At 74.1% G+C, this 23,685-nt stretch carries 24 protein-coding genes; 9 read left to right on the top strand and 15 right to left on the bottom strand.

Annotated features, from left to right (window positions below):
* Positions 1–28: 28 nt before the first annotated feature.
* From AB0C73_RS27960 to AB0C73_RS27940, 5 genes are all read right to left on the bottom strand, one after another.
* Positions 29–364 carry a hypothetical protein gene (locus tag AB0C73_RS27960; RefSeq protein ID WP_362535486.1) on the bottom strand — a complete coding sequence of 112 codons (336 nt, stop codon included), beginning with the start codon at positions 362–364 and terminating at the stop codon, positions 29–31.
* Between the two features lie 141 nt (positions 365–505).
* On the bottom strand, positions 506–802 hold the full coding sequence (locus tag AB0C73_RS27955; RefSeq protein WP_362535483.1) for a DUF6296 family protein: 297 nt from the start codon (positions 800–802) through the stop codon (positions 506–508).
* Positions 803–842: 40 nt separating this feature from the next.
* Entirely contained in the window at positions 843–1,736 is an 894-nt protein-coding gene (locus AB0C73_RS27950) for an N-formylglutamate amidohydrolase (protein WP_362535480.1), read from the bottom strand.
* A 74-nt stretch (positions 1,737–1,810) separates the two neighbouring features.
* Positions 1,811–2,890, bottom strand: coding sequence for an aldo/keto reductase (locus AB0C73_RS27945; protein ID WP_362535478.1), 1,080 nt, complete (start codon positions 2,888–2,890; stop codon positions 1,811–1,813).
* 4 nt (positions 2,891–2,894) lie between these two features.
* On the bottom strand, positions 2,895–5,018 hold the full coding sequence (locus tag AB0C73_RS27940) for a hypothetical protein (RefSeq protein WP_362535475.1): 2,124 nt from the start codon (positions 5,016–5,018) through the stop codon (positions 2,895–2,897).
* 77 nt (positions 5,019–5,095) lie between these two features.
* Between AB0C73_RS27940 and AB0C73_RS27935 the strand changes: the two genes are divergently transcribed.
* Positions 5,096–5,287, top strand: a complete 192-nt coding sequence (locus AB0C73_RS27935; RefSeq protein ID WP_362535472.1) for a hypothetical protein — start codon at positions 5,096–5,098, stop codon at positions 5,285–5,287.
* Here the strand turns inward: AB0C73_RS27935 and AB0C73_RS27930 are convergent.
* Positions 5,278–5,970, bottom strand: coding sequence for a beta-glucanase (locus AB0C73_RS27930; protein ID WP_362535469.1), 693 nt, complete (start codon positions 5,968–5,970; stop codon positions 5,278–5,280). The genes AB0C73_RS27935 and AB0C73_RS27930 overlap by 10 nt on opposite strands.
* A gap of 765 nt (positions 5,971–6,735) precedes the next feature.
* Between AB0C73_RS27930 and AB0C73_RS27925 the strand changes: the two genes are divergently transcribed.
* Both AB0C73_RS27925 and AB0C73_RS27920 read left to right on the top strand, forming a co-directional pair.
* The gene (locus tag AB0C73_RS27925) at positions 6,736–7,212 is read left to right on the top strand and encodes an ATP-binding protein (protein WP_362535467.1); all 477 of its coding nucleotides are present in this window, start codon (positions 6,736–6,738) and stop codon (positions 7,210–7,212) included.
* An 84-nt stretch (positions 7,213–7,296) separates the two neighbouring features.
* On the top strand, positions 7,297–8,133 hold the full coding sequence (locus AB0C73_RS27920) for a SigB/SigF/SigG family RNA polymerase sigma factor (protein ID WP_362535552.1): 837 nt from the start codon (positions 7,297–7,299) through the stop codon (positions 8,131–8,133).
* Positions 8,134–8,193: 60 nt separating this feature from the next.
* On the opposite strand, the gene ehuA is transcribed toward AB0C73_RS27920, so the two are convergent.
* The 8 genes from ehuA to ectA form a co-directional block, all read right to left on the bottom strand.
* Complete coding sequence (gene ehuA / locus AB0C73_RS27915; RefSeq protein WP_362535464.1) at positions 8,194–9,015, bottom strand: ectoine/hydroxyectoine ABC transporter ATP-binding protein EhuA; 822 nt, start codon at positions 9,013–9,015, stop codon at positions 8,194–8,196.
* Positions 8,999–9,640 (bottom strand): ectoine/hydroxyectoine ABC transporter permease subunit EhuD, encoded by a 642-nt coding sequence (gene ehuD / locus AB0C73_RS27910; RefSeq protein ID WP_362535461.1) that lies wholly within the window; start codon positions 9,638–9,640, stop codon positions 8,999–9,001. Before ehuD ends, ehuA begins: the two co-directional genes overlap by 17 nt.
* Positions 9,640–10,326, bottom strand: coding sequence for an ectoine/hydroxyectoine ABC transporter permease subunit EhuC (gene ehuC / locus AB0C73_RS27905; protein ID WP_362535458.1), 687 nt, complete (start codon positions 10,324–10,326; stop codon positions 9,640–9,642). The genes ehuD and ehuC overlap by 1 nt, the downstream gene beginning before the upstream one ends.
* On the bottom strand, positions 10,323–11,243 hold the full coding sequence (gene ehuB, locus AB0C73_RS27900) for an ectoine/hydroxyectoine ABC transporter substrate-binding protein EhuB (RefSeq protein WP_362535455.1): 921 nt from the start codon (positions 11,241–11,243) through the stop codon (positions 10,323–10,325). The genes ehuC and ehuB overlap by 4 nt, the downstream gene beginning before the upstream one ends.
* Before the next feature lie 76 nt (positions 11,244–11,319).
* A complete protein-coding gene (thpD, locus tag AB0C73_RS27895; protein WP_362535452.1) occupies positions 11,320–12,219 on the bottom strand; it encodes an ectoine hydroxylase in 900 nt (299 codons plus the stop codon).
* Positions 12,220–12,275: 56 nt separating this feature from the next.
* On the bottom strand, positions 12,276–12,710 hold the full coding sequence (locus tag AB0C73_RS27890) for an ectoine synthase (RefSeq protein ID WP_362535449.1): 435 nt from the start codon (positions 12,708–12,710) through the stop codon (positions 12,276–12,278).
* Between the two features lie 104 nt (positions 12,711–12,814).
* Complete coding sequence (gene ectB / locus AB0C73_RS27885) at positions 12,815–14,098, bottom strand: diaminobutyrate--2-oxoglutarate transaminase (protein WP_362535446.1); 1,284 nt, start codon at positions 14,096–14,098, stop codon at positions 12,815–12,817.
* Between the two features lie 67 nt (positions 14,099–14,165).
* Positions 14,166–14,735, bottom strand: coding sequence for a diaminobutyrate acetyltransferase (ectA, locus tag AB0C73_RS27880; RefSeq protein WP_362535550.1), 570 nt, complete (start codon positions 14,733–14,735; stop codon positions 14,166–14,168).
* 421 nt (positions 14,736–15,156) lie between these two features.
* On the opposite strand from ectA, the gene AB0C73_RS27875 reads away from it, so the two are divergent.
* On the top strand, positions 15,157–16,401 hold the full coding sequence (locus tag AB0C73_RS27875; protein ID WP_362535443.1) for an SLC13 family permease: 1,245 nt from the start codon (positions 15,157–15,159) through the stop codon (positions 16,399–16,401).
* A gap of 92 nt (positions 16,402–16,493) precedes the next feature.
* Here the strand turns inward: AB0C73_RS27875 and AB0C73_RS27870 are convergent, their stop codons facing one another.
* Positions 16,494–16,961, bottom strand: coding sequence for a DUF5709 domain-containing protein (locus AB0C73_RS27870; RefSeq protein WP_362535440.1), 468 nt, complete (start codon positions 16,959–16,961; stop codon positions 16,494–16,496).
* Between the two features lie 315 nt (positions 16,962–17,276).
* Here AB0C73_RS27870 and AB0C73_RS27865 point away from each other — a divergent pair, with 315 nt between their 5' ends.
* The 5 genes from AB0C73_RS27865 to fusA all read left to right on the top strand — a co-directional run bounded on the left by AB0C73_RS27865 (position 17,277) and on the right by fusA (position 23,596).
* Positions 17,277–17,897 (top strand): hypothetical protein, encoded by a 621-nt coding sequence (locus AB0C73_RS27865; protein ID WP_362535437.1) that lies wholly within the window; start codon positions 17,277–17,279, stop codon positions 17,895–17,897.
* A gap of 173 nt (positions 17,898–18,070) precedes the next feature.
* Positions 18,071–18,334, top strand: a complete 264-nt coding sequence (locus AB0C73_RS27860; protein ID WP_362535435.1) for a DUF5708 family protein — start codon at positions 18,071–18,073, stop codon at positions 18,332–18,334.
* Between the two features lie 432 nt (positions 18,335–18,766).
* Positions 18,767–20,056 (top strand): AAA family ATPase, encoded by a 1,290-nt coding sequence (locus tag AB0C73_RS27855; RefSeq protein ID WP_362535432.1) that lies wholly within the window; start codon positions 18,767–18,769, stop codon positions 20,054–20,056.
* Positions 20,053–21,144 carry a tetratricopeptide repeat protein gene (locus AB0C73_RS27850; RefSeq protein ID WP_362535429.1) on the top strand — a complete coding sequence of 364 codons (1,092 nt, stop codon included), beginning with the start codon at positions 20,053–20,055 and terminating at the stop codon, positions 21,142–21,144. Before AB0C73_RS27855 ends, AB0C73_RS27850 begins: the two co-directional genes overlap by 4 nt.
* Before the next feature lie 403 nt (positions 21,145–21,547).
* Positions 21,548–23,596 carry an elongation factor G gene (fusA, locus tag AB0C73_RS27845; RefSeq protein WP_362535426.1) on the top strand — a complete coding sequence of 683 codons (2,049 nt, stop codon included), beginning with the start codon at positions 21,548–21,550 and terminating at the stop codon, positions 23,594–23,596.
* The last annotated feature ends 89 nt before the right edge of the window (positions 23,597–23,685 follow it).

Below are 23,685 nucleotides of genomic sequence, written 5' to 3'. Positions count from 1 at the left end.
ATGCCCGTGCACGCGGACCGGCCTGGGCTCAGCCCAGGTCGTGCTCCTCCCAGGTCTCCTCGTCCGGGTCGTAGTCCGTGCGCGCGGACTCCCAGGTGGCGGCGGCGAGCTCGACGCCCGGCACGGAGCCGAGCAGCGCGACCGGGTCGATGAAGTGGGCGAGGGAACCGGACGGGTCGATCTCGATGGCCTCCACGGCCTCGGCGCGCTCGTCCTCGTCCATGTAGGCGTCCTCGCGGACCTGGGTGAGGGCGGCGGTCCTGAGGGCCTGCTCGTCGGTGATCTCGGCGATCAGCTCGATCACGACACGCACGTGACGCGGGCCGGCCGCGGAGGATTCGGAAGAGGGGTCGAAAGTGGTCATCGGGGCAGTTTAGGGCCTGCCCGACCGGATGGCGGCCGGGCTCATGGCCCCTTGCGATCCTCCCCCCCGTACCGGACGCCGCGGCCTGCCCGGCCCCGACCCGCCGTCCGGATCCCCGGACCGGCGACGGACATGCACGCCTCAGGCGGCGTCCGGGGCGGCACCGGCGTCCGGGGCCTGCGGCAGAGGCCGGGCGACGACCCTCTGCGGGGTCTCCTGGTGCCCGCCCGAGGCGAGCATCCGCACCTCGTCGCGGTCGCTGATCTCGGCCCGGATGATGCCGGTGGCGTCGGCGTAGACGGGATGGCCCCCGGGGCCCGTCGCCTCGGTCCGCTCGACGACCACGGCGTCGCGGATCGCGCCCTCGCCGTCACCGGTGGCGTAACTCTCGCCGTCGGAGAACACCAGCTCGTACCTGCGTGCGCTCACCCGCCCCATTTTACGGCCCCGCCCCGATCCCGCCCGGCGTCCCGGCGTCTCAGCGCGCCTCCGGCACCTCGCCCGGCACCTCGCCCGGCAGCTCGTCCGTCACCGCGTCCACCAGCGCCGCCAGGGCCACGCCCAGAGCCCGCGCGCCCGGTCCGGCCGGGCCTCCCGGCTCGCTCATGTAGGTGTCGCGGCGGATCTCCACCATCAGCGCCGAGACCCGCGGATCCCGCCCGTAGTGCGCAAGCGGCACATACGTGCCCGCGAACGGACTGTCGGTGCCCACCCCGCCGAAGCCGGCGAACGCCCGCCGGGCCGCCGCCAGCAGCGCCGGCGGGGTGTGGAAGGCGTCCGTGCCCAGACACACCGGCGGCCGGGGCCCGTCCCCGTGGAGCTCGTACGGCAGCGCCGTCGTCGGGTACGAGTGCACGTCCACGATCACCACCCGCCCGGCCGCCGCGAGCCGCGCCTCGACGGCCCGCGTCATGGCCTCGGCGTACGGCTCGAAGTACCGCGCGACCAGCGGCGCCGGGTCGAACCCGGCCGGGCGGAGCTCCGCGCGGTGCGTGGTGCGCGTGTACACCGCGCCCATCCCGGCCGCGAGCATCTCCTCGCGCTCGTCGGGGAACCGCTCGGGGTCGACGACCAGCCGCGACAGGCGGTTGACGAACCGCCACGGCGTGGCACCCGCCGACGCGGCGGCCACGGCGGCGATCTGCTCGGTGTGCGCGTCGGTGATGTGGTCGAGCTCCCGTTCGAGCTCCGCGTCCCCGAGCACGATCCCGGCGCGCACCTCCGGCGGCAGTACGCGCGAGGAGTGCGGCACATGCAGCAGGACCGGGGAGCCGGGCGCCCCGGCGAGCAGCACGTGGCCGGCGGGCGCGTCGGCACGGTCTTCGGCGGCTTCGGTCTCGGCGGCGGTGCCGGCGTCGTCGGCGGCGGTCATCGGGACGGACTCCTCGGTGGTGGTCGTCGTACGGGGTGGGGCGTCGTACGCCGTGTGTGCGAGGGGACACGCCCCTAGGGCAGGGCGGCGCCCCGGGCGGTGATCCACAGCCGGTACCACTCCTCGTGGTCCAGTCGCGGGTCGGTCAGGGCGGCGTCGCGGCAGGCACGGATGCGGTCGGGGCTCGTGGTGCCGACGACCGGGAGGATCCGGGCCGGGTGCCGGCGCAGCCACCACAGCACGACGGTCTCGGGCGTGGTGCCCTTGGCCTCGGCGAGTTCGGCGACCAGCGCGGCGGTGGCGTGCTCCTCCGGTGTCTCCTGACGCCCGGTGAAACGTCCCTGCGCGAGCGGCCCCCACGCCTGGAGCGCTATCCCGTGGCGCAGGCAGTGCTCCACCGTGCCCGCCGGGAAGCCGACGCCCGCCGAGGCGGGCGTGTTGACCAGCACACCGTCCTCCAGCCAGTCCCGGCGCAGCAGGCTCATCTCCAGCTGGTTCGCCACCAGCGGCAGCCCGAGCCCGTCGAGGCGGTCCTGGAGGCGGGCGATCTGGGGCCCGTTCATGTTGGAGACGCCGAACCGGCGCACCAGGCCCTGCCGGTGCAGGGACTCCAGGGCCCCGGCGATCTCGTCGGGATCGGCCAGCGGGTCCGGCCGGTGCAGGAGGAGGACGTCGAGGACGTCCGTGCGCAGCCGGGTCAGACTCTCCTCGACCCGGCGGACGATGCTCGGCCCGCGCAGGTCGTAGAGGCCGGGCCGGTCCCCGTCCGCGAGCCGGATGCCGCACTTGGACTGGAGCGTGATCCGCTCGCGCAGCCCCGGCGTACGGGCGAGGACCTCGCCGAACACGGCCTCGGCCTTGCCGTGGCGGTAGATGTCGGCGTGGTCGAAGGCGGTGATGCCGCTGTCCAGGGCCGCCTGGATCACCGCCTCGGCGGCGTCCACGTCGGCGGGGGAGTGGGGCTCGGTGTTCCAGGCGCCGCCCAGGCCCATGCAGCCCAGCATCACGCGGTCGCGGTCGCGGTCGCGGTCGCGACCGGGGCCAGGGCCGGGGCCGTGGCTGTCGGCCCCGGCGCCGCCGGCGGCCGGTGCGGCCTGCCCGTTCGTCCCCGCGCCGCCCCCGGCACCGTGCCCGTTCGTCTCGGTCGAAGTCACGCCCTCACCCTCCCACAGGCCGCCGGCCGGCCGTTCCCGGCAGCCAGTCGCCGAAGATCTCCGGAAGCCGGTCCAGGTCACCCGCGGTCACCGTCACCAGACGGATCCCGGACACCCGCGCCAACTCCGCCTTCCGCCGCGCCTTCTCGGCGTACGCCTCCTGCTGCATCAGCCCCAGCGCCTCGACGTACGTGCCGTCCGCGAGCAGCCAGTCGGCGCGCAGGCCCGTCGTGTTGAGCTCCTCGTGCCGCGGGTAGTGCGGCTCGGGCTCGTGCGGCACCCCGTGGTGGTGGAAGAAGTCGTCGACGTGCCGCTCGAACAGCGACCGGCACAGATGCCCGTCGCTCGCCAAGGTCGTCGTGCCCCGCCCCTGCCGCACCCCGTCCCGCAGCACACCCGCCAGCCGCAGCCACTCGGTCCAGCTGCGGGTCGGCCGCGCGGGCCGGGCCGTGGTCAGCCGGGCGAAGGGCCGCGGCACCAGGAACCGGCACACCATCGCCTCATCGGCGAGCCGCGGCTCGCTCACCGCGACCCGGCCGAGCTGCGCGAGCGACGGCGGCCCGGAGAACTCGAACGCGGCCAGCCGGCGCACCGCGTGGATCACCGCGTCCGTCCACGGCCCGTCCGTGCCGTTGTCCCTGATCACCCCGCGCTGGGCGAGCCGGCAGCAGCCGAAGCAGTACGCGAGCCCCGTCGCGGTCACGAGGGCCGGGTCGCCGCACAGGCGGCACGGCGAGGTGCGGTGCGGCACGGCGAGCGCCCCGAACATCGCGGTCAGTTCGCGCACGTAGTACGGGTTGTCGGCACCGACCGTCACCACCGGACGCTCACCGGGGGCCACCGTCCGCGCGTTCAGCCACGGCCGGTGCCGCTCCGGGACCAGCGCGAGCGCGCCGGCCGTCAGGCGGGCCGGGCTGCGCAGCGGACCCGCCTGGGTGCCCGGGGACCCGGCCCGCCGGTTGTGTTCCCGGGTGTCCGCGTCCGGGGCCCGGCGGACGACGTTCCGTGGCTCCTCGCCGTGCCGGCGGACGAGGGCCGTCATCGGCTCGGCGTACACGTCGGCGTACACGGTCAGCGTGCCCGAACCCGGGTCGTACGTCCCGGCCTCCGGCAGATCGCGCCGTGCCACCGAGTCCACGACGAGCCGCAGCGACCACGCCCCGCCGTCGCGGCCGACGAGGACCGTGGCGTCCGGGAAACCGTCGGCGTCCGGCGCCTCGGGCGGGTGGACGCCGTGCCGGCGCAGCGCCGCCACCGCCTCCGGCCGCACCCGCTCGTCGAGCAGTGTCAGCGGCCCGTCCGGCAGATGGAACTCGCCCGCCGTGAGCCCCGCCCGGTCGAGGACGTGGACCGACTCCCGCCCGTGCACGGTCCGGCTGACCGCGCGCAGCTCCGCGAAGTCGTGCGGCAGCGCCCGATAGCGGGCCCAGGCCGCGACCCGCCGCTCGGCCTCCGGATCGGCGGGCAGCGGGACGGGAGCGGGTTCCGGTGCCGACTTCTCCGGAACGGGCCGGGCGGCCGGAAGCCCGGCGGGGGCGAAGGCGTCGACGAGCGCGCGCAGTTCGTCCCGCTCGGGCAGATTGAGCCGTACGGCCCCGATCCAGTGGCCCGCCGCGATCTGCTCGGCGAGCGTGAACGGCCGGTCCCGGTCCGGCGCCGCGTCCCCGTCCGGCTCGGACTCCAGCCGGTCCTCGGCCTCCTCCGGATCGACCGGCTCCAGCTCGATCCAGCCGTGACAGCCGATGGGCACGGGCGAGGCGGCCTCGGCCAGCCGGTGGATCTCCGCGCCATGGAAGTGCAGGAAGCTGTCGTACGCGTACCCCAGGTGCCGCTCGTACGCCGAACCGCCGTCCCCCGGCGGCGCGGTGACCGACACCGCGCGCGGGTTGTACGTGTTGTCGGGGCGCGGCGTGAGCCCCACGACCACCGGCACGAGCGCGGTGGATCGCGCCCCGCGCGGCGCGCGGACGACGGCACCGGGCCGCCGCAGCCGGGGAAGGACGAAGGCGCGCAGCGCGGCCACGGAGTCGTCGAACACGGCGAACGAGACGGAGACCTTCGGGTCGCCCGGCGGAATGACCACCAGGCCGAGGTCCGGCATGTGTCTGATCGGCTCACCCGTACGCATGATCGGATTATGCCAGCGGCACATGCCAGATCGAATACTTGTCGCCATCAGGCCGGGGTGCTGCTTGTGTGGGGCCCATGACGAGCCTGAGCCACCCCCAACTCTCCGGCCTGGGCCGGAATCCCGCCGCCCCGGAGGACCTGCTGGTCCGCCTGGCGGCGCATTCGTCGGGCCGGGGCGGGCTGAGCTCGCGCCACGGCCGGCTGCCGGACGCCGTGGTCGAGGCGCTGCTGACGCACGGGGGCCGCCGGCCGCCCGCCTACGGGTAGTGGGGGTAACCGGCGGCCGGGCGGAACACCCGCAGGTCGCTGACCTCGTAGGACATCTCGTCCGTCGCCGGATCGGGCGCCGGGTGGTAACGGCCCGCGCACACCGACAGGTTGACGATCAGATAGGCGTGCCAGGAGCGTCCGACGCCCCGCCGGTCCGCGAAGACCTGCTCACCGTCGACCCACCACACCACCGACCGGGCGCCGAACTCGGTGCGCAGACGGATCGATCCGCCCGGGCGCACCGCCGGCGAGCGGTGGTAGAGATGGGTGCCGCGGACATGGTTGGACAGCTCCAGGAGATCCGGGTTGTCCGGGTGGTACTCGAAGACGTCGATCTCCTGGCCGCCGTCCCGCCAGGTCCAGATCGCCGGCCAGGCGCCCATCTCCTCCGGCAGCCGCACCCGCGCCTCCAGGACGTCCCCCGTCCGCACCTCGAAGCCCTCGCGGCTCCCCTCGGTGGTCAGCAGACCCGCGTCCCAGAGACCGTCCGGGCGGCGGGTCGCGCGGAAGACGCCGGAGCGGCTGTACGCGGGGTCCTCGACCAGGTGGTCCAGCTTGTTGTCGCCCGGGTTGACCGGGCCGCCATGGGGATACGCCCAGGAGTGGCCCGCCACCCACTGGTCCGGAGCGGAGAAGTCCGCGATGAAGACCGGCTCCTCGGCCGGCTGCCGACTCGGCATGTGCCCTCCTCGTGTCGGCGGCCGTCGCCCGGCCGCGGGGTCGTCACGGTTCGCGTCTGTTGTGCCCGAGGGGTCCACCGGTATGCGGAACCCCTCACTCCCTGTCGTGCACTCGCCATTCGTGCCCGTCCTCCTTCTCCTTGTGCTCATGCCGTACGGGCCGCACCGGCCTCCCGTGCCACCACGATCACCTCGTCGCCCTCCTCCCAGCACCTGACCTCACCCTTCGCCGGATTGAGCCGCACCTGCCGGTCCCCGCGCCGCCCGCCGAGGACAGCTCGCCGAACGCCGCCGCCAGATGCCCGTTCTGGGAGATCTGGCTCATCAGCAGCCCGAGCAGCCGAGCACCAGCGTGTGGCCCTTCTCCAGGGGCCGTCGACCCAGTACCGGGCCCGCTGCCGCAGCCCGGCTGCCCTGCCGACCCCGCCCGCCCCGCTCGTACCACCCTGGTCGGGGACTGCCCCGTCCCCCGTCCACCGCACCGGCCTCCGCCGGAGCCCGTCGATGCTCGGGCACGGTGATCTCACGTTCCTTGTGCACGGCAGCAGGGTCGCGGCGGCCGGCCGGCGAAACGCCGTCGATGCCCGCCTTTCATCCTTTCGGGCAGGCGGACGGGAGGCACGCGTTCGACCCGCCGCACGTCGCGCGCCCCCCGTCCCTCTCCTGACGGGGCGTGAGGTGTGAGAGCGGGAAGCCGGGGCAGGAGCGACCGCGCGACGGAGAAAGACGGAGAAGGACGGACATGTGAAGGGAGCGGGAAGGACCATGACCGAGCACACCGCCGGCCGCATCGCCTCGGCCGGGTGGTGGTACGACGGAGGCGTCGGCACGGTCGGGGTCGCCAGGGACGCCACCGCCCGCTTCCTGCGCCGGGAGACGGCCGGCGACACGGGCACGGACACAGTCACAGGCGCTGACACCGACACCGACACCGACACCGCGCTCCTCGTCGTGAGCGAACTCGTCACCAACGCCGTGAAGCACGCCCCCGGCCCGCTCCGGCTCGAACTCCTGCTGCGGCGCGACGGCACCCTGGAGATCTCCGTCCACGACGGATCGACCGCGGGACCGGTGCTCCGCCCGCCCGATCCCGAACGGATCGGCGGCCACGGCATCGAGATAGTCGCCGCACTCTGCCGGAGCATGGCGACCGAGCCCGCGCCGCACGGCAAGCGCGTCACCGCCGTCCTCGGCGTCGCACCGCCCCGAACCGCCACGCGTGCCCGCGCGCAGCGGGGGTAGGCGAAGCGCCACAGGTGGCGAACGATCCGTGAGAAACAGGAGGTTGTCCCCGTGCGGACAGCGAGTGCCAAGGCGCACCAGGACATGGACCTGCACCCGGACCTGCCCGTGCTCGAAGCGCCGTTCGAGGTCGCGCCCCAGGACGCGCGTGCCCTGTCGAAGGTGTTCCTGCGCGAGCTGGCGGCACGGGAGGAGGGGACCCCGGAGCACCAGTACGTCCGCAACACCCTGATCGAGATGAACACCTCGCTCGTGCGCTACGCGGCCCAGCGCTTCCGCGCCCGCGGTGACGAGATGGAGGACATCGTCCAGGTCGGCGTCATCGGCCTGATCAAGGCCATCGACCGCTTCGACCTGTCCCGGGAGGTGGAGTTCGCGACCTTCGCGGTGCCGTACATCGTCGGGGAGATCAAGCGCTTCTTCCGCGACACCACGTGGGCCGTGCACGTCCCGCGCCGCCTCCAGGAGGCCCGGGTGGAACTCGCCCGGGCCGGTGACGAGCTCAGTTCGCGGCTCGGCAGGCCGCCGCGGGTCGCCGAACTCGCCGAGCGGATGGACCTCTCCGAGGACGAGGTCGTCGAGGCGCAGATCGCCGCGAACGGGTACCACACCGCGTCCCTCGACGCCGCCCTCGGCAGCGGCGACGAGGACGACGCGGACGCCGCCTCCCTCGCCGACTTCATCGGCGAGGAGGACCCGGCGCTCGCCCTCTTCGAGGACTTCCACACCCTCGCCCCGCTCGTCGGCCTCCTCGACGAGCGCGACCGGCTGCTCATCCATCTGCGGTTCGTGGAGGAGCTCACCCAGTCGGAGATCGGCGACCGGCTCGGCGTCTCCCAGATGCATGTCTCCCGGCTGCTCGGCCGCGCCCTCGCCCTGCTGCGCGAAGGCATGCTGGCCGAGACCCCCGAGGGGAGCTGACCGGAGTGCGGACCGGTGGATGGACCGGCGTACGGACCGGCGCGGCCGCAGCCCCCCGGCTCAGCGCACCGCGCTGAGGAACGCGCGCGTCCGCTCGTGCCCGGGCGCGTCGAGCAGTTCGTCCGCCCGCCCCGACTCCACGATCGTCCCCCGGTCGAACATCAGGATCCGGTCGGACACGTCCCGGGCGAAGCCCATCTCGTGCGTCACGCACAGCAGCGTGATGTCGGTGTCCCGCGCGACGTCCCGCAGCACGTCCAGGACCTCCGCCACCAGCTCCGGGTCGAGCGCCGAGGTCACCTCGTCGAGGAGCAGGATCTCCGGCCGCATCGCGAGCGCGCGGGCGATCGCCACCCGCTGCTGCTGACCCCCGGACAGGCGCGTCGGCCGGGCGTCGACCTTGTCGGCGAGGCCGACCATCCCGAGCAGCTCCCGGGCCCGTACCGCCGCCTCGTCCCGGTCCTCCTTGAGCACGTGCACCGGCGCCTCGACCACGTTCTCCAGGACACTCATGTGCGGGAAGAGGTTGAAGTGCTGGAACACCATCCCGATGCCGCGCCGCCGCTCCGCGAGATACCGCTCGCTCGCCGGCACCAGGTTCCCGGACCCGTCGGCCCCGTCGGACCCGCCGGCCCCCGGCATGTGGGAGAAGGGCCGACCCGCCACATGGATGACGCCCTCCGTCACCCGCTCCAGGGTCATCAGGAGCCGCAGGATCGTGGTCTTGCCCGAGCCGCTCGGCCCGATCAGTGTGACCCGCTCGCCGCGCCCGACCGTCAGGTCGAGCCCGTCGAGCACCGTGTGGTCCCCGTACCGCTTGGTGACCCGGTCGAAGCGCACCGCCTCCGCCGGCTGCTCGTCCCGGTCATGCTCCTTCGGCAAGACGTGCCTCCAGTCGTCGTACGAGTACGGACGTCGGCCAGCTCGCCAGCAGGAACACCGCGGCGGCCAGCGTGAAACTCTCCAGATACGCGAAGTGGGTGCTGCCGAACGCGTTCGCCTCGTGCACCATCTCGTGCACCGTGATCACCGAGAGCAGCGGCGTCTCCTTGAACATGGCGACCGCGTAGTTCCCCAGCGGCGGCAGGACGTTGCGCACCGCCTGCGGCAGCACCACCGCCCGCCACACCCGCCGGCGCGGCAGCGAGAGCGCCGTGCACGCCTCCCACTGCCCCTGGGGCACCGAGTCGATGCCCGTGCGGTACACCTCGGAGAGGTACGCGGCATAGTGCACGCCCAGGACCAGGACACCGAGCGCCAGCGCGTCGAGCGCCGGGATCAGCACCCACGCCGCGAACAGCTGCACGAGCAGCGGCGTGGAGCGTACGAAGGCGGCGGCACCGTTCACCGGCGCAGCGACCCACCGCGGCGCGCTCCGCCCCACCAGCGCGAGCACGAGTCCCAGGAGCAGCGCCACCGCGAACCCCAGGACGGTCGCGAGCAGCGTGATCCCGAAGCCCTCCAGGACCGCGGGCAGCGCGTCGAGCGCCGCCTGTCCGTCCCACATCACGCCTCACCGCCCGCGGCACCGCCCACACCGAGCCGCGCCCGGGCGGCCCGCTCCAGCGCGTTCATCAGCAGACTCAGCACCCCCGCGAGGGCCCCGTACACGACGAGCAGCAGCACATACGCCGCCGCCGTGTCCCCGGTCGCCGACCTCAACTGGTCGATCTCGAAGGTCAGATCGGGCACCGTCACCAGGGACAGCAGCGGCGTCGCCTTCAACAGCTGCACCAGCAGGTTCTTGAACGGCGCCACCATCAGCGGGTGCGCCTGCGGCAGCACCACCCGGCGCAGCCGCAGCCCCGGGCCCATGCCCAGGGCCACCGACGCCTCCCACTGCGCCCGCGGCACGGCCGCGATCGCGCCCCGCACCACCTCGGCGCCGTACGCCCCGTAGTTGAGCCCCAGGGCCAGCACACCGCAGGCCAGCGGTTCGAGCCGGAAACCGAGCATCGGCAGCGCGAAGAACAGCCAGAACAGCTGCACATACAGCGAGGTGCCGCGGAAGAACTCGACGACCGTGCGCGCCGCGCCGCGCACGGGCAGCCGCCGCGCACGCGAGAGCAGCCCGAGCACGTACGAGAGCACCAGCGCGAGCGCCGCGCCCAGGACCGTCGCCTCCACCGTGACGAGTAGTCCCTCGCCGAGCCGCGGCAGCGCCCGCTCCAGCTCCGCCAGGAACCCGCTCACGCCGCTCCCCGGCCGGCGCACAGGTCGGCGGTGCGCAGGGTGCGCGGCGGCGCCTCCCGCTCGGTGAAGCCGTAGCGGCCGATCAGGCCGACATAGCGGGCCGGGGCACCGGTGATCCGTGCCAGCTCGGCGTCGAAGGCGTCCCGCAGGGACTTCGCTCCCGGCCGGAACACCGCCCCGCCCGCGCTCCACTGCTTCACCCCGTCCACCTCGGGCACGAACGGCGCCGTCACCTCCACCGCCGCGCCCGCGTTCGTCCGCGCCAGCCAGCGCAGCGAGATGCCGGTGAGCGCGAAGGCGTCGATCCGGCCCGCGAGCAGCGCGTCCAGGCCGTCCTGCTGCTTGGCCAGCGTCTTCACCGCGCCGTCGGGAACGCCCGCCGCCTTGGCGTACGAGGCCTCCACCGCGGCCGAGAGCACCCCCACCGTCGCACCGGCGCGCGCCACGGACGCGAGGTCGCCGAGCCGCTTCGGATTGCCCTTGCGGACCATCAGCGCCGTGGGGGAGACGAACTCGGGCTCCGAGAAGATCACCTTGGCACAGCGCTCGGGCGTGATCGACATCCCCGCGCTGACCACGTCGAAGCGGCCGGCCAGGAGCCCGGGGATGAGCGAGCCGAACTCGGTGAGCGTGGGCCGCAGTTCGCGCACCCCGAGCGCCGTGAACACCTCCTGGTGCAGCGTCGGCGCCTCCCCGGCGAGCCGGTCGCCCTCCTGGAAGCCGTACGGAGCCTCACCGGCGAACCCGACCCGTACGAAACCCTGCTCGCGCAGCTTCGGCAGCAGGTCGGCGTCCGCCTCCGGCGCGCCCGTGCCCACCGCGGTCCTGCTGCATCCGGCGAGCACTCCGGCGACCCCGATCGCGGGTGCCAGGGCGAGGAATCCGCGCCGGTCGAGGTGTGCGGAGGGTCGGGACATGACGGTCCTTCCGGTAGGACGACGGGGAGTGTGCGGGGGGACAGCGGGCGAGGGGAGGGGGAGGAGGAGAGGGCGGTCAGCCGAGCGGGGTGACCTCGCGCGCCGCGATGAACGACGGGCGGCGGACCGGCGCGGCGAACGGGCGCTCCGGCGCGTTCTCCACGCTGTTGAACACCAGGAACACATTGCTGCGCGGATACGGCGTGATGTTGTCGCCCGAACCGTGCATCGCGTTGCAGTCGAACCAGGTCGCCGAGCCCGGCGCACCCGTGAAGTGGCGGATCCCGCACGCCTCGGCGAAGGTCGTCAGCGCCTCGTCGGACGGGGTGCCGGCGTCCTGCATCTGCAGCGACTTCTTGTAGTTGTCCTTCGGCGTCTCGCCCGCGCACCCGAGGAAGGTGCGGTGCGAGCCGGGCATGATCATCAGACTGCCGTTGGTGGTGTGGTTCTCGGTGAGCGCGATCGACACCGACACGGTCCGCATCTGCGCCAGACCGTCCTCGGCGTGCCAGGTCTCGAAGTCCGAGTGCCAGTAGAAGCCGCTGGCGCCGAAGCCCGGCTTGACGTTGACGCGCGACTGGTGGACGTACACCTCGGAGCCCAGGATCTGCCGGGCGCGCCCGACGATCCGCGGGTCGGCGGCGAGCCGCGCGAAGACCTCGCTGATCCGGTGCACCTCGAACACCGAGCGGATCTCCCGCGAGCGCGGCTCGACGACGGCCCGCTCGTCCGCGCGCACGGCCGGATCGGCCACCAGCCGGTCCAGCTCGGCCCGCAGACCGGCGACCTCGTCCGGGGTGACCAGCTCCTCGACCGTGACGAAGCCGTCGCGCTCGTACGCCTGCAGCTCACGGGCCCAGAAGGGGCCTGGCGTGCCGGGCTCGGACCACACGACGGGGTCCTTGCGGCCGATCAGCTGCTCTTCGGTGCCGCGGGTGGGGTAGAGGTCGACGGGACGGGTGGGGGCGGAGCTCATGACGGGCGGTGCCTTCCTTTCTCGTACGGGCAGGTCGCGGGGGAGGGGCGGGCGTGTCAGGCGTGGTCCGGCTCCGGCTCCGGGTCCGCCTCCGGGTCCGGCTCGGTGAGGAGCGGGTACACGCCGTTCTCGTCGTGGTCCTCGCGGCCGGTGACCGGCGGGTTGAAGACGCACAGGCAGCGGAAGTCCCGCTTGACCCTGAGGGTGTGCCGCTCGTGCCCGTCGAGCAGGTACATCGTTCCGGGCACGATGGTGTAGGTCCGGCCGGTCTCGTGGTCGGTGAGCTCGGCCTCGCCGGCGGTGCACACGACGGCCTCGACGTGGTTCGCGTACCACATCGACGTCTCCGTCCCGGCGTACAGCACGGTCTCGTGCAGGGAGAAGCCGACCCGCTCGCGGGCGAGCACGATCCGCTTGCTCTCCCACGTGCCGGAGGCGGCACGCACATGGCGGTCGGTGTTCTCGATCTCGGCGAAACTGCGGACGATCATGCGGTGGGCCTTTCGGTGGTGCGGGTGCGGGTGCGGGTGCGGGTGCGGTTGCGGGTGCGGGTGTTACGGGGACGGCTTCAGCGGTACGGGGCCGGGCGGGGTGCTCAGACGGCGAGCCGGTCGGCGGTGTGCCGCACCGAGCGGGCCAGGATGCCGAGGCCCTCGTCGAGTTCGTCGTCCGTCACGGTCAGCGGCGGAAGCAGCTTCACCACCTCGTCGCGCGGCCCGGAGGTCTCCAGGAGCAGCCCGAGCTCGAAGGCGCGGCGGCACACGGCCGCGGCCCGCTCGCCGTCGGCGAACTCCAGGCCCCAGACCAGCCCGCGGCCGCGGTACGCGACGGCCGAGCGTCCGTCCTCGCCGAGCAGGTTCCCCAGGGCGCTCTCGACCCGCGCGGCCCGGGCCAGGGTGCGGTCGCGCAGGGCGTCGTCGCGCCAGTAGGCGTCGAGCGCGGCGGTGGCGGTCACGAACGCCGGATTGTTGCCGCGGAAGGTGCCGTTGTGCTCGCCGGGCTGCCACACGTCGAGCTCGGGGCGGAACAGGCAAAGAGCCATCGGCAGGCCGTACCCGCTGATCGACTTGGAGAGGGCGACGATGTCGGGGGTGATGCCCGCCTCCTCGAACGAGAAGAACTCCCCGGTCCGGCCGCAGCCCATCTGCACGTCGTCGACGATGAGCAGCATGTCGTGCCGCCGGCACAGGTCCGCGAGTCCGCGCAGCCACTCGGCCCGGGCGACGTTGATGCCGCCCTCGCCCTGCACCGTCTCGACGATGACGGCGGCCGGCCGGTCCAGACCGGAGCCGGGGTCCGTGAGCAGCCGCTCGAACCACAGGAAGTCCGGCATCCGGCCGTCGAGGTAGTGGTCGTACGGCATGCGCGTGACATGGGGGAGCGGCACGCCCGCGCCGGCCCGCTTGGCGGCGTTGCCGGTCGCGGCGAGCGAGCCCAGGGACATCCCGTGGAAGGCGTTGGTGAAGGAGACGACGTTTTCCCGGCCGGTGACCTTGCGGGCCAGCTTCAGCGCGGCCTCCACGGCGTTGGTGCCGGTCGGGCCCGGGAACATCACCTTGTAGGGCAGGGCGCGGGGTTCGAGGACCGCCGAGCGGAAGGCCTCCAGGAAGGCGCGTTTGGCGGTGGTCGACATGTCGAGGCCGTGGGTGACGCCGTCACCGGCCAGGTAGTCGAGCAGCGCCCGCTTGAGCACCGGGTTGTTGTGGCCGTAGTTGAGGGAGCCGGCGCCGGCGAAGAAGTCGAGGTAGGGCCGCCCCTGCTCGTCGTACAGCCGGCTCCCGCGGGCCTGCTCGAAGATCACCGGCCAGGCGCGGCAGTAGCTGCGCACCTCGGATTCGACGGTCTCGAAGACGGACGGGGCGATGTCGGTGAGGGTCACGGTTCTCCCGTATCTCGGTGTGATCTGGGGTGGCGCGGGGCGCGGAGTGCGGCGTCAGGGGGCGGGGTCAGGGCGTGAGGGGGCCGATGCGGTAGAGCAGCTCCGGTTCGTGGGCCGGGTCGGGCAGGTCCTCGTGACCGTCCGGGACGGCCGGGGCGTCGCAGGCGTCGGGGAAGGCGTCGGCGGGGAAGAGGACCTCCCGGGTGAGGGCCGCCCCGCGGCGGCGGGCGAACGAGCGGAACAGGCGGTCCGAAGCGGTGTTCCCCGGCGTGACCGTGGCCTCGACCCGGACCGGCCCGCGCCCCTCGGCCGTCAGCCGCTCGGCCAGGGCGTCGAGCAGTGCTCCGGCTACCCCGGTTCCGCGGTGCGAACCGTCCACGGCGACCTGCCAGACGAAGAGCGTCCCCGGGGCCTCGGGCCGCAGATAGCCGGTGACGAAGCCGACCGGCTGCCCGGAGCCGTCGCGCGCGACGGCCGAGGTGGCGGCGAAGTCTCGGCACCACAGCAGGTAGCTGTAGGGCGAGTTGAGGTCCAGGCCCTCCGCTCCCCGGGCGATCCGCCACAGGTCCGCACCGTCCGCCGGACGGGTGGGTCCGATGTCGAGTCCGCTGCCGGCGGCGGCCTTCGGAGAAGTCATGTGCGCGGTGGTCATGGGCGCCGAAGCTACCGAGCGGTGCGGCGAACTTCCTGGTCCGGCGGTCTTGCGGGCCGGGTGGGACGTGGGGTAGGTGCGCGGGCGGATACCGCCGCGGAAGTCCGTCGCTTCGTGCCGGGCGAACCGGGCGATCCCGGGGTGAAATGCCCGATTGTCACGACTGGATAACGGCTGACGGGGTCTTGACGCGGGTCTTCGACTTCCGTGAGAACCTACCCGCTTTCGCGTTTGAAGTGGCGTGACGGGGTCAGGTGTACGGGTTCACCGCCCGGGTCCGGACCCTGCCGGGGCCAGGCGCGGGCCGCTGCGCGGACCTCTGCGGGGGCCTCTGCGGGGCCACTGCGCGGACCTCGGCCGCGGGCCGTGGCGGGGACGACTCCGCACGTACCGGATGATGATCGGCATGCTCTACGAGTCCCTGTCGGTCGCCGCGCTCGCCGTGGCCCTGATCTGCGCCGTCGTCCGCCCGCGCGGGCTGCCGGAAGCGGTGTTCGCGATACCCCCGGCCCTGCTCCTCGTCGCCTGCGGCGCGATACCCCTGGCCCACGCCCAGGAAGAGGTGACCCGGCTCGCGCCGGTGGTCGGCTTCCTGGCCGCGGCCCTGGTCCTGGCGAAGCTCTGCGACGACGAGGGACTCTTCCACGCCTGCGGCACCTGGATGGCCGGATGGGCCCGCGCCCGCCCCCGGCGCCTGCTCGGCGCCGTCTTCGCCCTCGCCTCCGTCATCACCGCCGCTCTCAGCCTGGACGCCACGGTCGTCCTGCTCACCCCCGTCGTCTTCGCCACCGCCGCCCGCATGGGCACCAGCCCCCGCCCGCACAGCTACGCGGCCGCCCACCTCTCCAACACGGCCTCCCTGCTGCTCCCGGTCTCCAACCTCACCAATCTGCTGGCGTTCACCGCCACCGGCCTCGGCTTCACCCGCTTCGCGCTCGTCATGCTGCTGCCCTGGCTGGTGGCCATCGGGGTCGAGTACGCCGTGTTCCGGCGCTTCTTCGCCGCCGAACTCGACGCGCCGCCCGCACCGCACGCCACCCCGGAACGCCCCGAGCTGCCGCTGTTCGCCCTGGTCACCGTGGCCGCCACCCTGCTCGGCTTCGGTGTGACCTCCGCACTCGGCATCGACCCGGCCTGGGCGGCGGCCGCCGGTGCGTCCGTGCTCGCGGTACGGGCCCTGCTCAGGCGGCACACCACCCCGCGCGCCGTGGTGCGCTCGGCCGCGCTGCCGTTCCTGGCCTTCGTCCTCGCCCTCGGGATCGTCGTACGCGCCGTCGTCGACAACGGCCTCGGCGGCGCGCTCGGCGCCCTCCTCCCGGACGGCGCCTCGCTGCCCGCCCTGCTCGGCACCGCCGCCCTGGCCGCCCTGCTCGCCAACCTGATCAACAACCTGCCCGCCGTGCTCGCCCTCGCGCCGCTCGCGGCCCCCGCCGGCCCCGGTGCCGTGCTCGCCGTCCTCCTGGGCGTGAACATCGGGCCGAACCTCGGCTACGCCGGCTCGCTCGCGACCCTCCTGTGGCGCCGGATCGCCCATGCCCACGGCCACGAGACCGAACTGCGCGAGTTCACCGGCCTCGGCCTGCTCACCACACCCGTCACCCTGGCGGCGGCCACGGTGGCCCTGTGGGCCTCGCTCGCCGTGTTCCTCTGAGGCCCCGCGTCAGCGCCCTGCGTCTGTGCTCTGTGCCTGCGCTCCGTGTCTACCGCTCTGTGTCACCCTGTGCGACGCCGCGTCACCCGCCGTCATTCCTCGTCGACCAGGTGCATCGCCGCCTCCTCGGCGGAGGCGGCACCGCCGTCGATGCCCACGTCACGGGCAAGGCCCTCCAGCGGAGAGAGGGCGCGACCGTCGTCCAGGGCCACCAGACGGCCCGACCGGCGGGTGCCGACCTCGCCGTCCAGCGGCTCGCCGTCGGTGTCCACGGTGTCGCCGACGCCGTCCCAGTCGGGGTCGGGGGCGTCGTCCGGAACCTCCTCGGCGAGCCGCTGCTCCAGGGACTCACCCCGCAGCCGCTCGGCCGCCGTGACCCCGGTGTGCTCCACGGCCCACGGGCGGTCCGGAGGCACGTACCCCTCGTCGAGGGGACTGTCGAGGGGCCCGTCCAGCGTGTCCGAGGCGTCGAGCAGCCCCGCGTCGTCCTGCACCTCGCTGCCGTCGGGCTGGTAGACGTCGTCGCCCCAGCCCTCGTTCCCGGCCGTGTTCTCGCTCATGCGGACACTCCCGCCACTCGTCGATCTCCACGAGCTGATTCCCATGCTCCGTGTCCGGCCCCCGGCCCGCCACCGCACGCGGTCCGCACGCGGTCCGGACGCGGTGCGGACGTGGTCCGGACGGTCTGCGGCGGCGGGCCGAGGGGGCGGTCCGAGGGGGCGGAGATGCGCCCGTCCGGGGGCCGGATCCGGCCGCCACGCGCCTTCCGAGGGGGTCCGGATGTGAACCTTCGGCGCGCACGGGGTAAAACCATGGCCAACACCCCTCTCACCTGAACGGAAACGTGCGCGTTGAGCATGCTCCCTGGATCACGTGTGCCAGGCCGGACCTGGACGATCCGTCTCACCGGTCACCCCGACCACTCGGCGACGGTCACCTGCACCACGCCGGGCTGCCGCATGCCGGCCCGGTCCAAGGACCTCGCGTCCCTGCGGACCTTCGCCGCCGAGCACGTCCGTGCCCATGCCCGCCTGGCCACCGCACGCCCCAACGCCGCCTGCGCCTGCGGCGCGAGCGACTGCCGGCACCACACCGCCCGCACCACCTGCACCGGCCGGACGCTTCTCGTCCTCATTCACAACCCGGCGGTCGCCGAGGTCTGGACCCTCGCCGAGATCTGCCAGGCATGCGCCCCGCTGATCACCCACGCGAGCGTTCTCGCCGGCGCGGGCGGCGCGTCCACCGGGCGTGACTCGCTCGCCGCGCGTGCCGCCGCGGCGGCGACGCCGCCGGCACCGGCAGCGCCGGCCGCACCCGCCGTGCCCGGGGCCCCGGTCCCGCCCGTGGTGCCCATGATGTTCTCGTCCCCGGAGGCGGCCGGCGGCCCAGCGACCCCTGTGCCCTCCCCGCACCGCCGGCGCCCCCGCCGGGGCGGCGGAGGCCGCGGCGGCCAGGGCGGCCAGGGCGGGAACCGCCCCGCCCGCGGCCGTTCCTGACCTCCCTCGGGGCTGTTCCGCACCCTCCGGCCTCCGTCGTCCGACGGAGGCCGGTCTCGTCCACGGGGGCGAGGCGACCGGGCAGACCCGCTGCCTACGCTGGGGGCATCCCACCTGATCACCCCCTGACGTGCGTCTTCGCGGTGCACGCCGGACGACGAGAGGCGCCCACGATGAGCCGCGGCACCAAGAACGTCCTCGAAGGCGTGGCCGTCTTCGCCGTCGGCCTCTGCCTCAAGCTCCTCACGGGCGATGTCGACATCCCCGTCCTCACCCTCACCAAGGTCGGCGTGGTGCTCATGGTGGTCGGCGCCGTGACACTGGTGACCGGCGCCGTCCAGACCGTGCACGAGGCCCGCGCCGGGACGCCGTCGCGCCCTGCGGCGGACAGCACTGCGGACAGCCGTCCGGACGGCTCGTCCGACCCTGCCGCCTGACCACACGTCCCGCGGCTCAGCCTCACCCGGCCTCGGGCCGCGTACCCCTCGACCCGCCGGCTCCTCGGGCCCGTCCCCCCGGACGGGGGTGGCCCCGGCCTCACCCGGCCTCCGGCCTCGTACGCCGGCTCCCCGGGCCCGTACTCCGGACGCACCCGGCCCCGGCCTGCCCGGCCTCCGGCCGTACCTCCGACTGGTGCGGCTCCGACCGGCGCGGCTCCGGCCCTTCCGGGCCCGCACCCCGATGTGCGCGGCGCGGCCGTTCTGGTACCGCCGCCTGACCCCGCGGCCCGGGGCCCCGGGCCCGCCCGGCCTCCGGCCGGTATCCCGATGCGTGTGGCTCCGGCGCCGCGCCTCCCACAGCCCGCCCCAGCCACACCACGCGCCCCACCCGGTGCACGGGTCGCGCCGGGCGCTTTCTAGGCTGGGGCCATGTCCGACGAGTCTCCGCTCCTCCGCAGCCTGCGCGCCGCCGTGGCCGCCGCCCCCGAAGACGTGCCGCTGCGGCTGCACTTCGCCGAACTGCTTCTCGCGGAGGGACGGCACGACGAGGCCGTCGGTCAGGCCGCGGCCGCCCTCCAGCACGCCCCCGGCGACCCGGCCGCACGGGATCTGATGGCCCGTGCGATGGGACTCCCGGCCCAGCCCCCGACGCCCGCACCGGTCGTCGACGAGACGCCCGAATTCCCCGCCGAACCGCCCGCCTTCGACTGGGCCGCCGCCGAGCAGGAGGTCGCGGACCTCGTCGGCCCCCGGTTCGCCGACGGCGCCGGCGACGGCGACGGCCTGACCGCGCCGCTGACCTCCGACGGCTTCGGCGACCCCGGCGACGCCTCCGCCTGGGACGTCGACGCGCCCGGAGCCGTACGCCTCGCCGACGTCGGCGGCATGCGGGAGGTCAAGGAGCGCCTGGAGGCCGCGTTCCTCGCACCCATGCGCAACCCCGAACTGCGGCGCCTGTACGGCAAGTCGCTGCGCGGCGGGCTGCTCCTGTACGGCCCGCCCGGCTGCGGCAAGACGTTCATCGCGCGCGCCGTCGCGGGCGAACTCGGCGCGTCGTTCCTGTCGGTGTCGCTGTCCGACATCCTCGACATGTACATCGGGACCTCCGAGCGGAACGTCCACGACATCTTCGAGACCGCCCGCCGCCAGGCCCCCTGCGTGGTCTTCCTCGACGAGCTCGACGCCCTGGGCGCCAAGCGCTCCCGCATGCACCACAGCGGACTGCGCAACGTCGTCAACCAGCTCCTCACCGAGCTCGACGGCGTCGACGGCGACCGCAACGAGGGCGTGTTCGTGCTCGCCGCGACCAACGTCCCCTGGGACGTCGACCTCGCGCTGCGCCGCCCCGGCCGGCTCGACCGCACCCTGCTCGTCCTGCCGCCGGACGCCCCGGCCCGCGAGGCGATCCTCCGCTACCACCTGCGCGAACGGCCCATCGAGTCCGTGGACCTGGGCCGTATCGTCAAGGTCACGGAGGACTTCTCCGGCGCCGACCTCGCCCATGTCTGCGAGTCCGCCGCCGAGGCCGCGCTCCTCGACTCCGCCCGTACCGGCACCATCCGCATGATCACCACCAAGGACCTGCTGCAGGCGGCCAGGCAGATCAAGCCGTCCAGCGAGTCCTGGTTCGCCTCCGCCCGCAACGTCGCGATGTTCGCCAACGACGGCGGCCTGTACGACGACCTGCTCGCCCACCTGAAGAAGAAGCGCAAGCTGTGACGACCGCAGACCCGGCGGCCGGCCGCGACCTGGTGCAGGCCGACGCCCTCTACGACCTCGGACGCTACGAACAGGCCGCCGAGGCCGCCGCCCGCCACCTCGCCGCCCACCCCGACGACGCCTCCGCGCTCGTCCTGCTCGCCCGCTGCCGCCACCGCCTCGGCGACGAGGCCCAGGCCCTCGACCTCGTCGAGCAGGCCCTGCGCGCCGAACCCGACTCCGTCGGCGGCTGGCTGATGCGCACCCATGTGCTGCTCACCACGCGGCAGTACGAGCGCGCCGAGGAGTCCGCCCGGCGCGCCGTGGCCCTCGCCCCGCACTTCTGGGCGACGCACTACACCCTCGCCAGCGTCCTCGACCGCTCCGTCCACGCCGAACGCAAGCGGGCCGCGTACGAGTCCGCCCGCACCGCCGTCTCCCTCGCCCCCGAGGAGAGCGACGCGCACTTCCTCGTCGGCCTCACCGCCCAGCGCCTCGGCAACCACGAGGTCGCCGAGCGGGCGTACGAGACGGCGCTGCGTCTCGACCCCGAGAGCAGCGAGGCGCACAACAACCTCTCCCTGCTCCATCTGCGCCGCCGCTGGCGACGCCCCGGCTCCTGGACCAAGGCCGCCGAGGGCTTCGTCCAGTCCGCCGCGCTCGACCTCGACGACCGTCAGGCCCGCTACAACCTGGAGACCATGGCCTGGGGCACCGTCGCAGGCTCCCGCTGGGTGGCCCTCGTCGGCTTCGTCGCCGCCTCCATGGCCTCGGCCCATCTGAACTCCGGCGCCGAGGGCCGTGAGGCCGTCATCGGTGTGCTGCTCGCCGTGGGCGTGATGGCGGGCGGCTGGGGCGGCTGGTTCCTCTGGCTGACCCGCCGGGTGCCGCCGAGGCTGCGCCGCCCGCTACTCCTCGTGTCCCGCAGCTGCAAGCCGGTCCTCGCCATGGCGACGGCGGTGGCGGTGCTCGCCCTCCACTCGGCGCTCCGGCTGCTGCTGTGGCGGTACGACGCCTTCGGCGCGCTGGCCTTCCCGGTCTTCTGGGCCGCGGTCATCACGTACTGGGTGAGCCGGGCCCGCCTGCAGCGCCGCGCGCCCCAGCACTGACCCGGACGGGGCCGGCCCTTCCCGGTGAAAAACCGTTGTCGCGCCCGGTGTTCCGCTGCCTAGACTCCACCGCGTACCGCCGCACCGGCGGCCGTACCTCCACGCACGGAACGAAGGGAGACACCCATGCGCGCCACGGCCCTGAACGCCACCGCCCGCATCCGTGGTGTCTCCCGTACCCGGTACGACGTGATCCTGGCCTCTTCGTCGCCCCGGTGCCGGCTGCGCGGCCGCCACCGCTGACCCGCGACGAACCTCGGACAGACGCCTCGGACAGAGGCCTCGGACAGACCCGGGTCACCACCACCCGTCTGCGTCCCGAATCCGTGCTCCCGCACGCCCCGTCACGGGAATCGCGCTGCCCTGCATCTCCACCGCATCGCACGCGAAGGACCACCTCACCATGCGTACCCGCATCCGCAACCTCGGCATCCTGGCCCACGTCGACGCCGGCAAGACCACCCTCACCGAGCGGGTCCTCTACCTCACCGGCGCCACCCACAAGCGCGGCGAGGTCCACGACGGCACCACCGTCACCGACTTCGACCCGCAGGAACGCGACCGCGGCATCACCATCTTCGCCGCGGCCGTCAGCTGCGACTGGGCCGGCCACCGCCTCAACATCGTCGACACCCCCGGGCACGTCGACTTCGCCGACGAGGTCGAACGCGCGCTGCGCGTCCTGGACGGCGCCGTCGCCGTCTTCGACGCCGTCGCGGGCGTCGAACCGCAGAGCGAGTCCGTGTGGCGCCAGGCCGACCGGCACGGCGTCCCGCGCCTCGCCTTCGTCAACAAACTCGACCGGGCCGGCGCCGACCTCGACACCGCCGTGGCGTCCATTCGCGACCGCCTCGGCACCGTGCCGCTGCCGGTCCAGCTGCCCGTCGGCCGCGAGGACGCCTTCACCGGTGTCGTCGACCTCGTCCACCTGCGCGCCCACCTGTGGCGGGCCGGCACCGACACGTACGGGACCGGACCCGTGCCCGAAGACCTGGCCGAGGAGGCGGTACGCCGACGGCACCGGCTCGCCGAGACCGTCGCCGAACTGCATCCCGCCGCCCTGGAGGAGTACTGCGCCCACGGCACCCTGAGCCCGGAGACCCTGACCGCCGCACTGCGCGACCTCACCCTGTCCGGCGAGGCCGTGGTGGTGCTGTGCGGCTCCGCCTACCGCAACCGGGGAGTCGAACCGCTGCTCGACGCCGTCGTCGCGTATCTGCCCGCCCCCGCCGACCTTCCGCCGGTACGGGGCGACGAGCCCGCCGACCCCACGGCACCGCTCACCGCGCTCGCCTTCAAGGTCACCACCACACCGCTCGGCCGTATGACCTACCTCCGCGTCTACGCGGGCACCCTGCGAAAGGGGGACACCGTGCTCGACAGCACCACCGGCCGCACCGAACGCATCGCCCGCATCCTGCGCGTCCAGGCCGACCGCACCGCCGAGACCGACCGGGCCGTCGCCGGTGACATCGTCGCCGTCGTGGGCCCGAAGGCGGCCCGCACCGGCGCCACCCTGTGCGCCGCCGACGCGCCGCCCGTACGGCTCGAACCGCCGGTCTCCGCCGATCCGGTGGTGTCCGTCGCCGTCGAGGCCCGGCAGAGCCGCGACACGGAACGGCTCGCCGTCGCGCTTGCCCGGCTCGGCGAGGAGGACCCCTCGCTGACCGTGCGGACCGACCCCGAGTCCGGTCAGACCGTCCTGTCAGGCCTCGGCGAACTCCACCTGGAGGTCGCGGTGGAGAAGCTGCGCCGCGCCCACGGCCTGGACGTCACGGTGGGCCGCCCCAAGGTGGCGTACCGCGAGACGCCCTCCGGGACGGTCACCGGACTGACGTACCGGCACGTCAAACAGGACGGCGGGTCGGGCCAGTTCGCGGTCGTGGTCCTCGACGTCGCCCCGCTCGGTGACGGCGACGGCGACGGCGACGCGGACGGCGAGGGCGTGGACGCCTCGGGGCGGGACCTGGTGTTCCGGTCCGCGGTGACCGGCGGGCGCGTCCCGCAGGAGTTCGTGCGCGCGGTCGAGGCCGGCTGCCGGGACGCCCTGGCCGACGGCCCGCTCGGCGGCCATCCGGTCACCGGCGTCCGGGTCACCCTCACCGACGGGGCCACCCATGTGAAGGACTCCTCCGAGCTCGCCTTCCGCACCGCCGGACGGCTCGCGCTGCGCGAGGCCCTGCGCACGGGCGGCACGACCCTGCTCGAACCGGTCGTCGAGGTCACCGTCACCGCGCCCGACAGCACGGTCGGCACGGTGCTCGGCGACCTGACCGCCCGGCGCGGCCGGATCACCGAGTCCACCACCCACGCGGACACGGCGGTCCTCACGGCGACCGTCCCGCTCGCCGCGCTCTTCGGCTACGCGACCCATCTGCGCAGCCGTACGCAGGGCCGGGCCGGTTTCACCACCCGCCCGGCGGGTTACGCCCCGGCGGCCGAGCGCCGGTGAGCGGCCGGGGCCCGGCGCGATCGTGCGCCGGGCCCCGGGCCCCGGGCCCGGGCCCGGGGTGCGTCGTGGCCTGAAGTGCGTCGGGTCTG

The organism is Streptomyces sp. NPDC048623, assembly GCF_040650755.1.
Taxonomy (GTDB): domain Bacteria; phylum Actinomycetota; class Actinomycetes; order Streptomycetales; family Streptomycetaceae; genus Streptomyces.
Note: the sequence above shows the minus strand (reverse complement) of the source record. Positions and strands in the feature narration are given on the sequence as shown.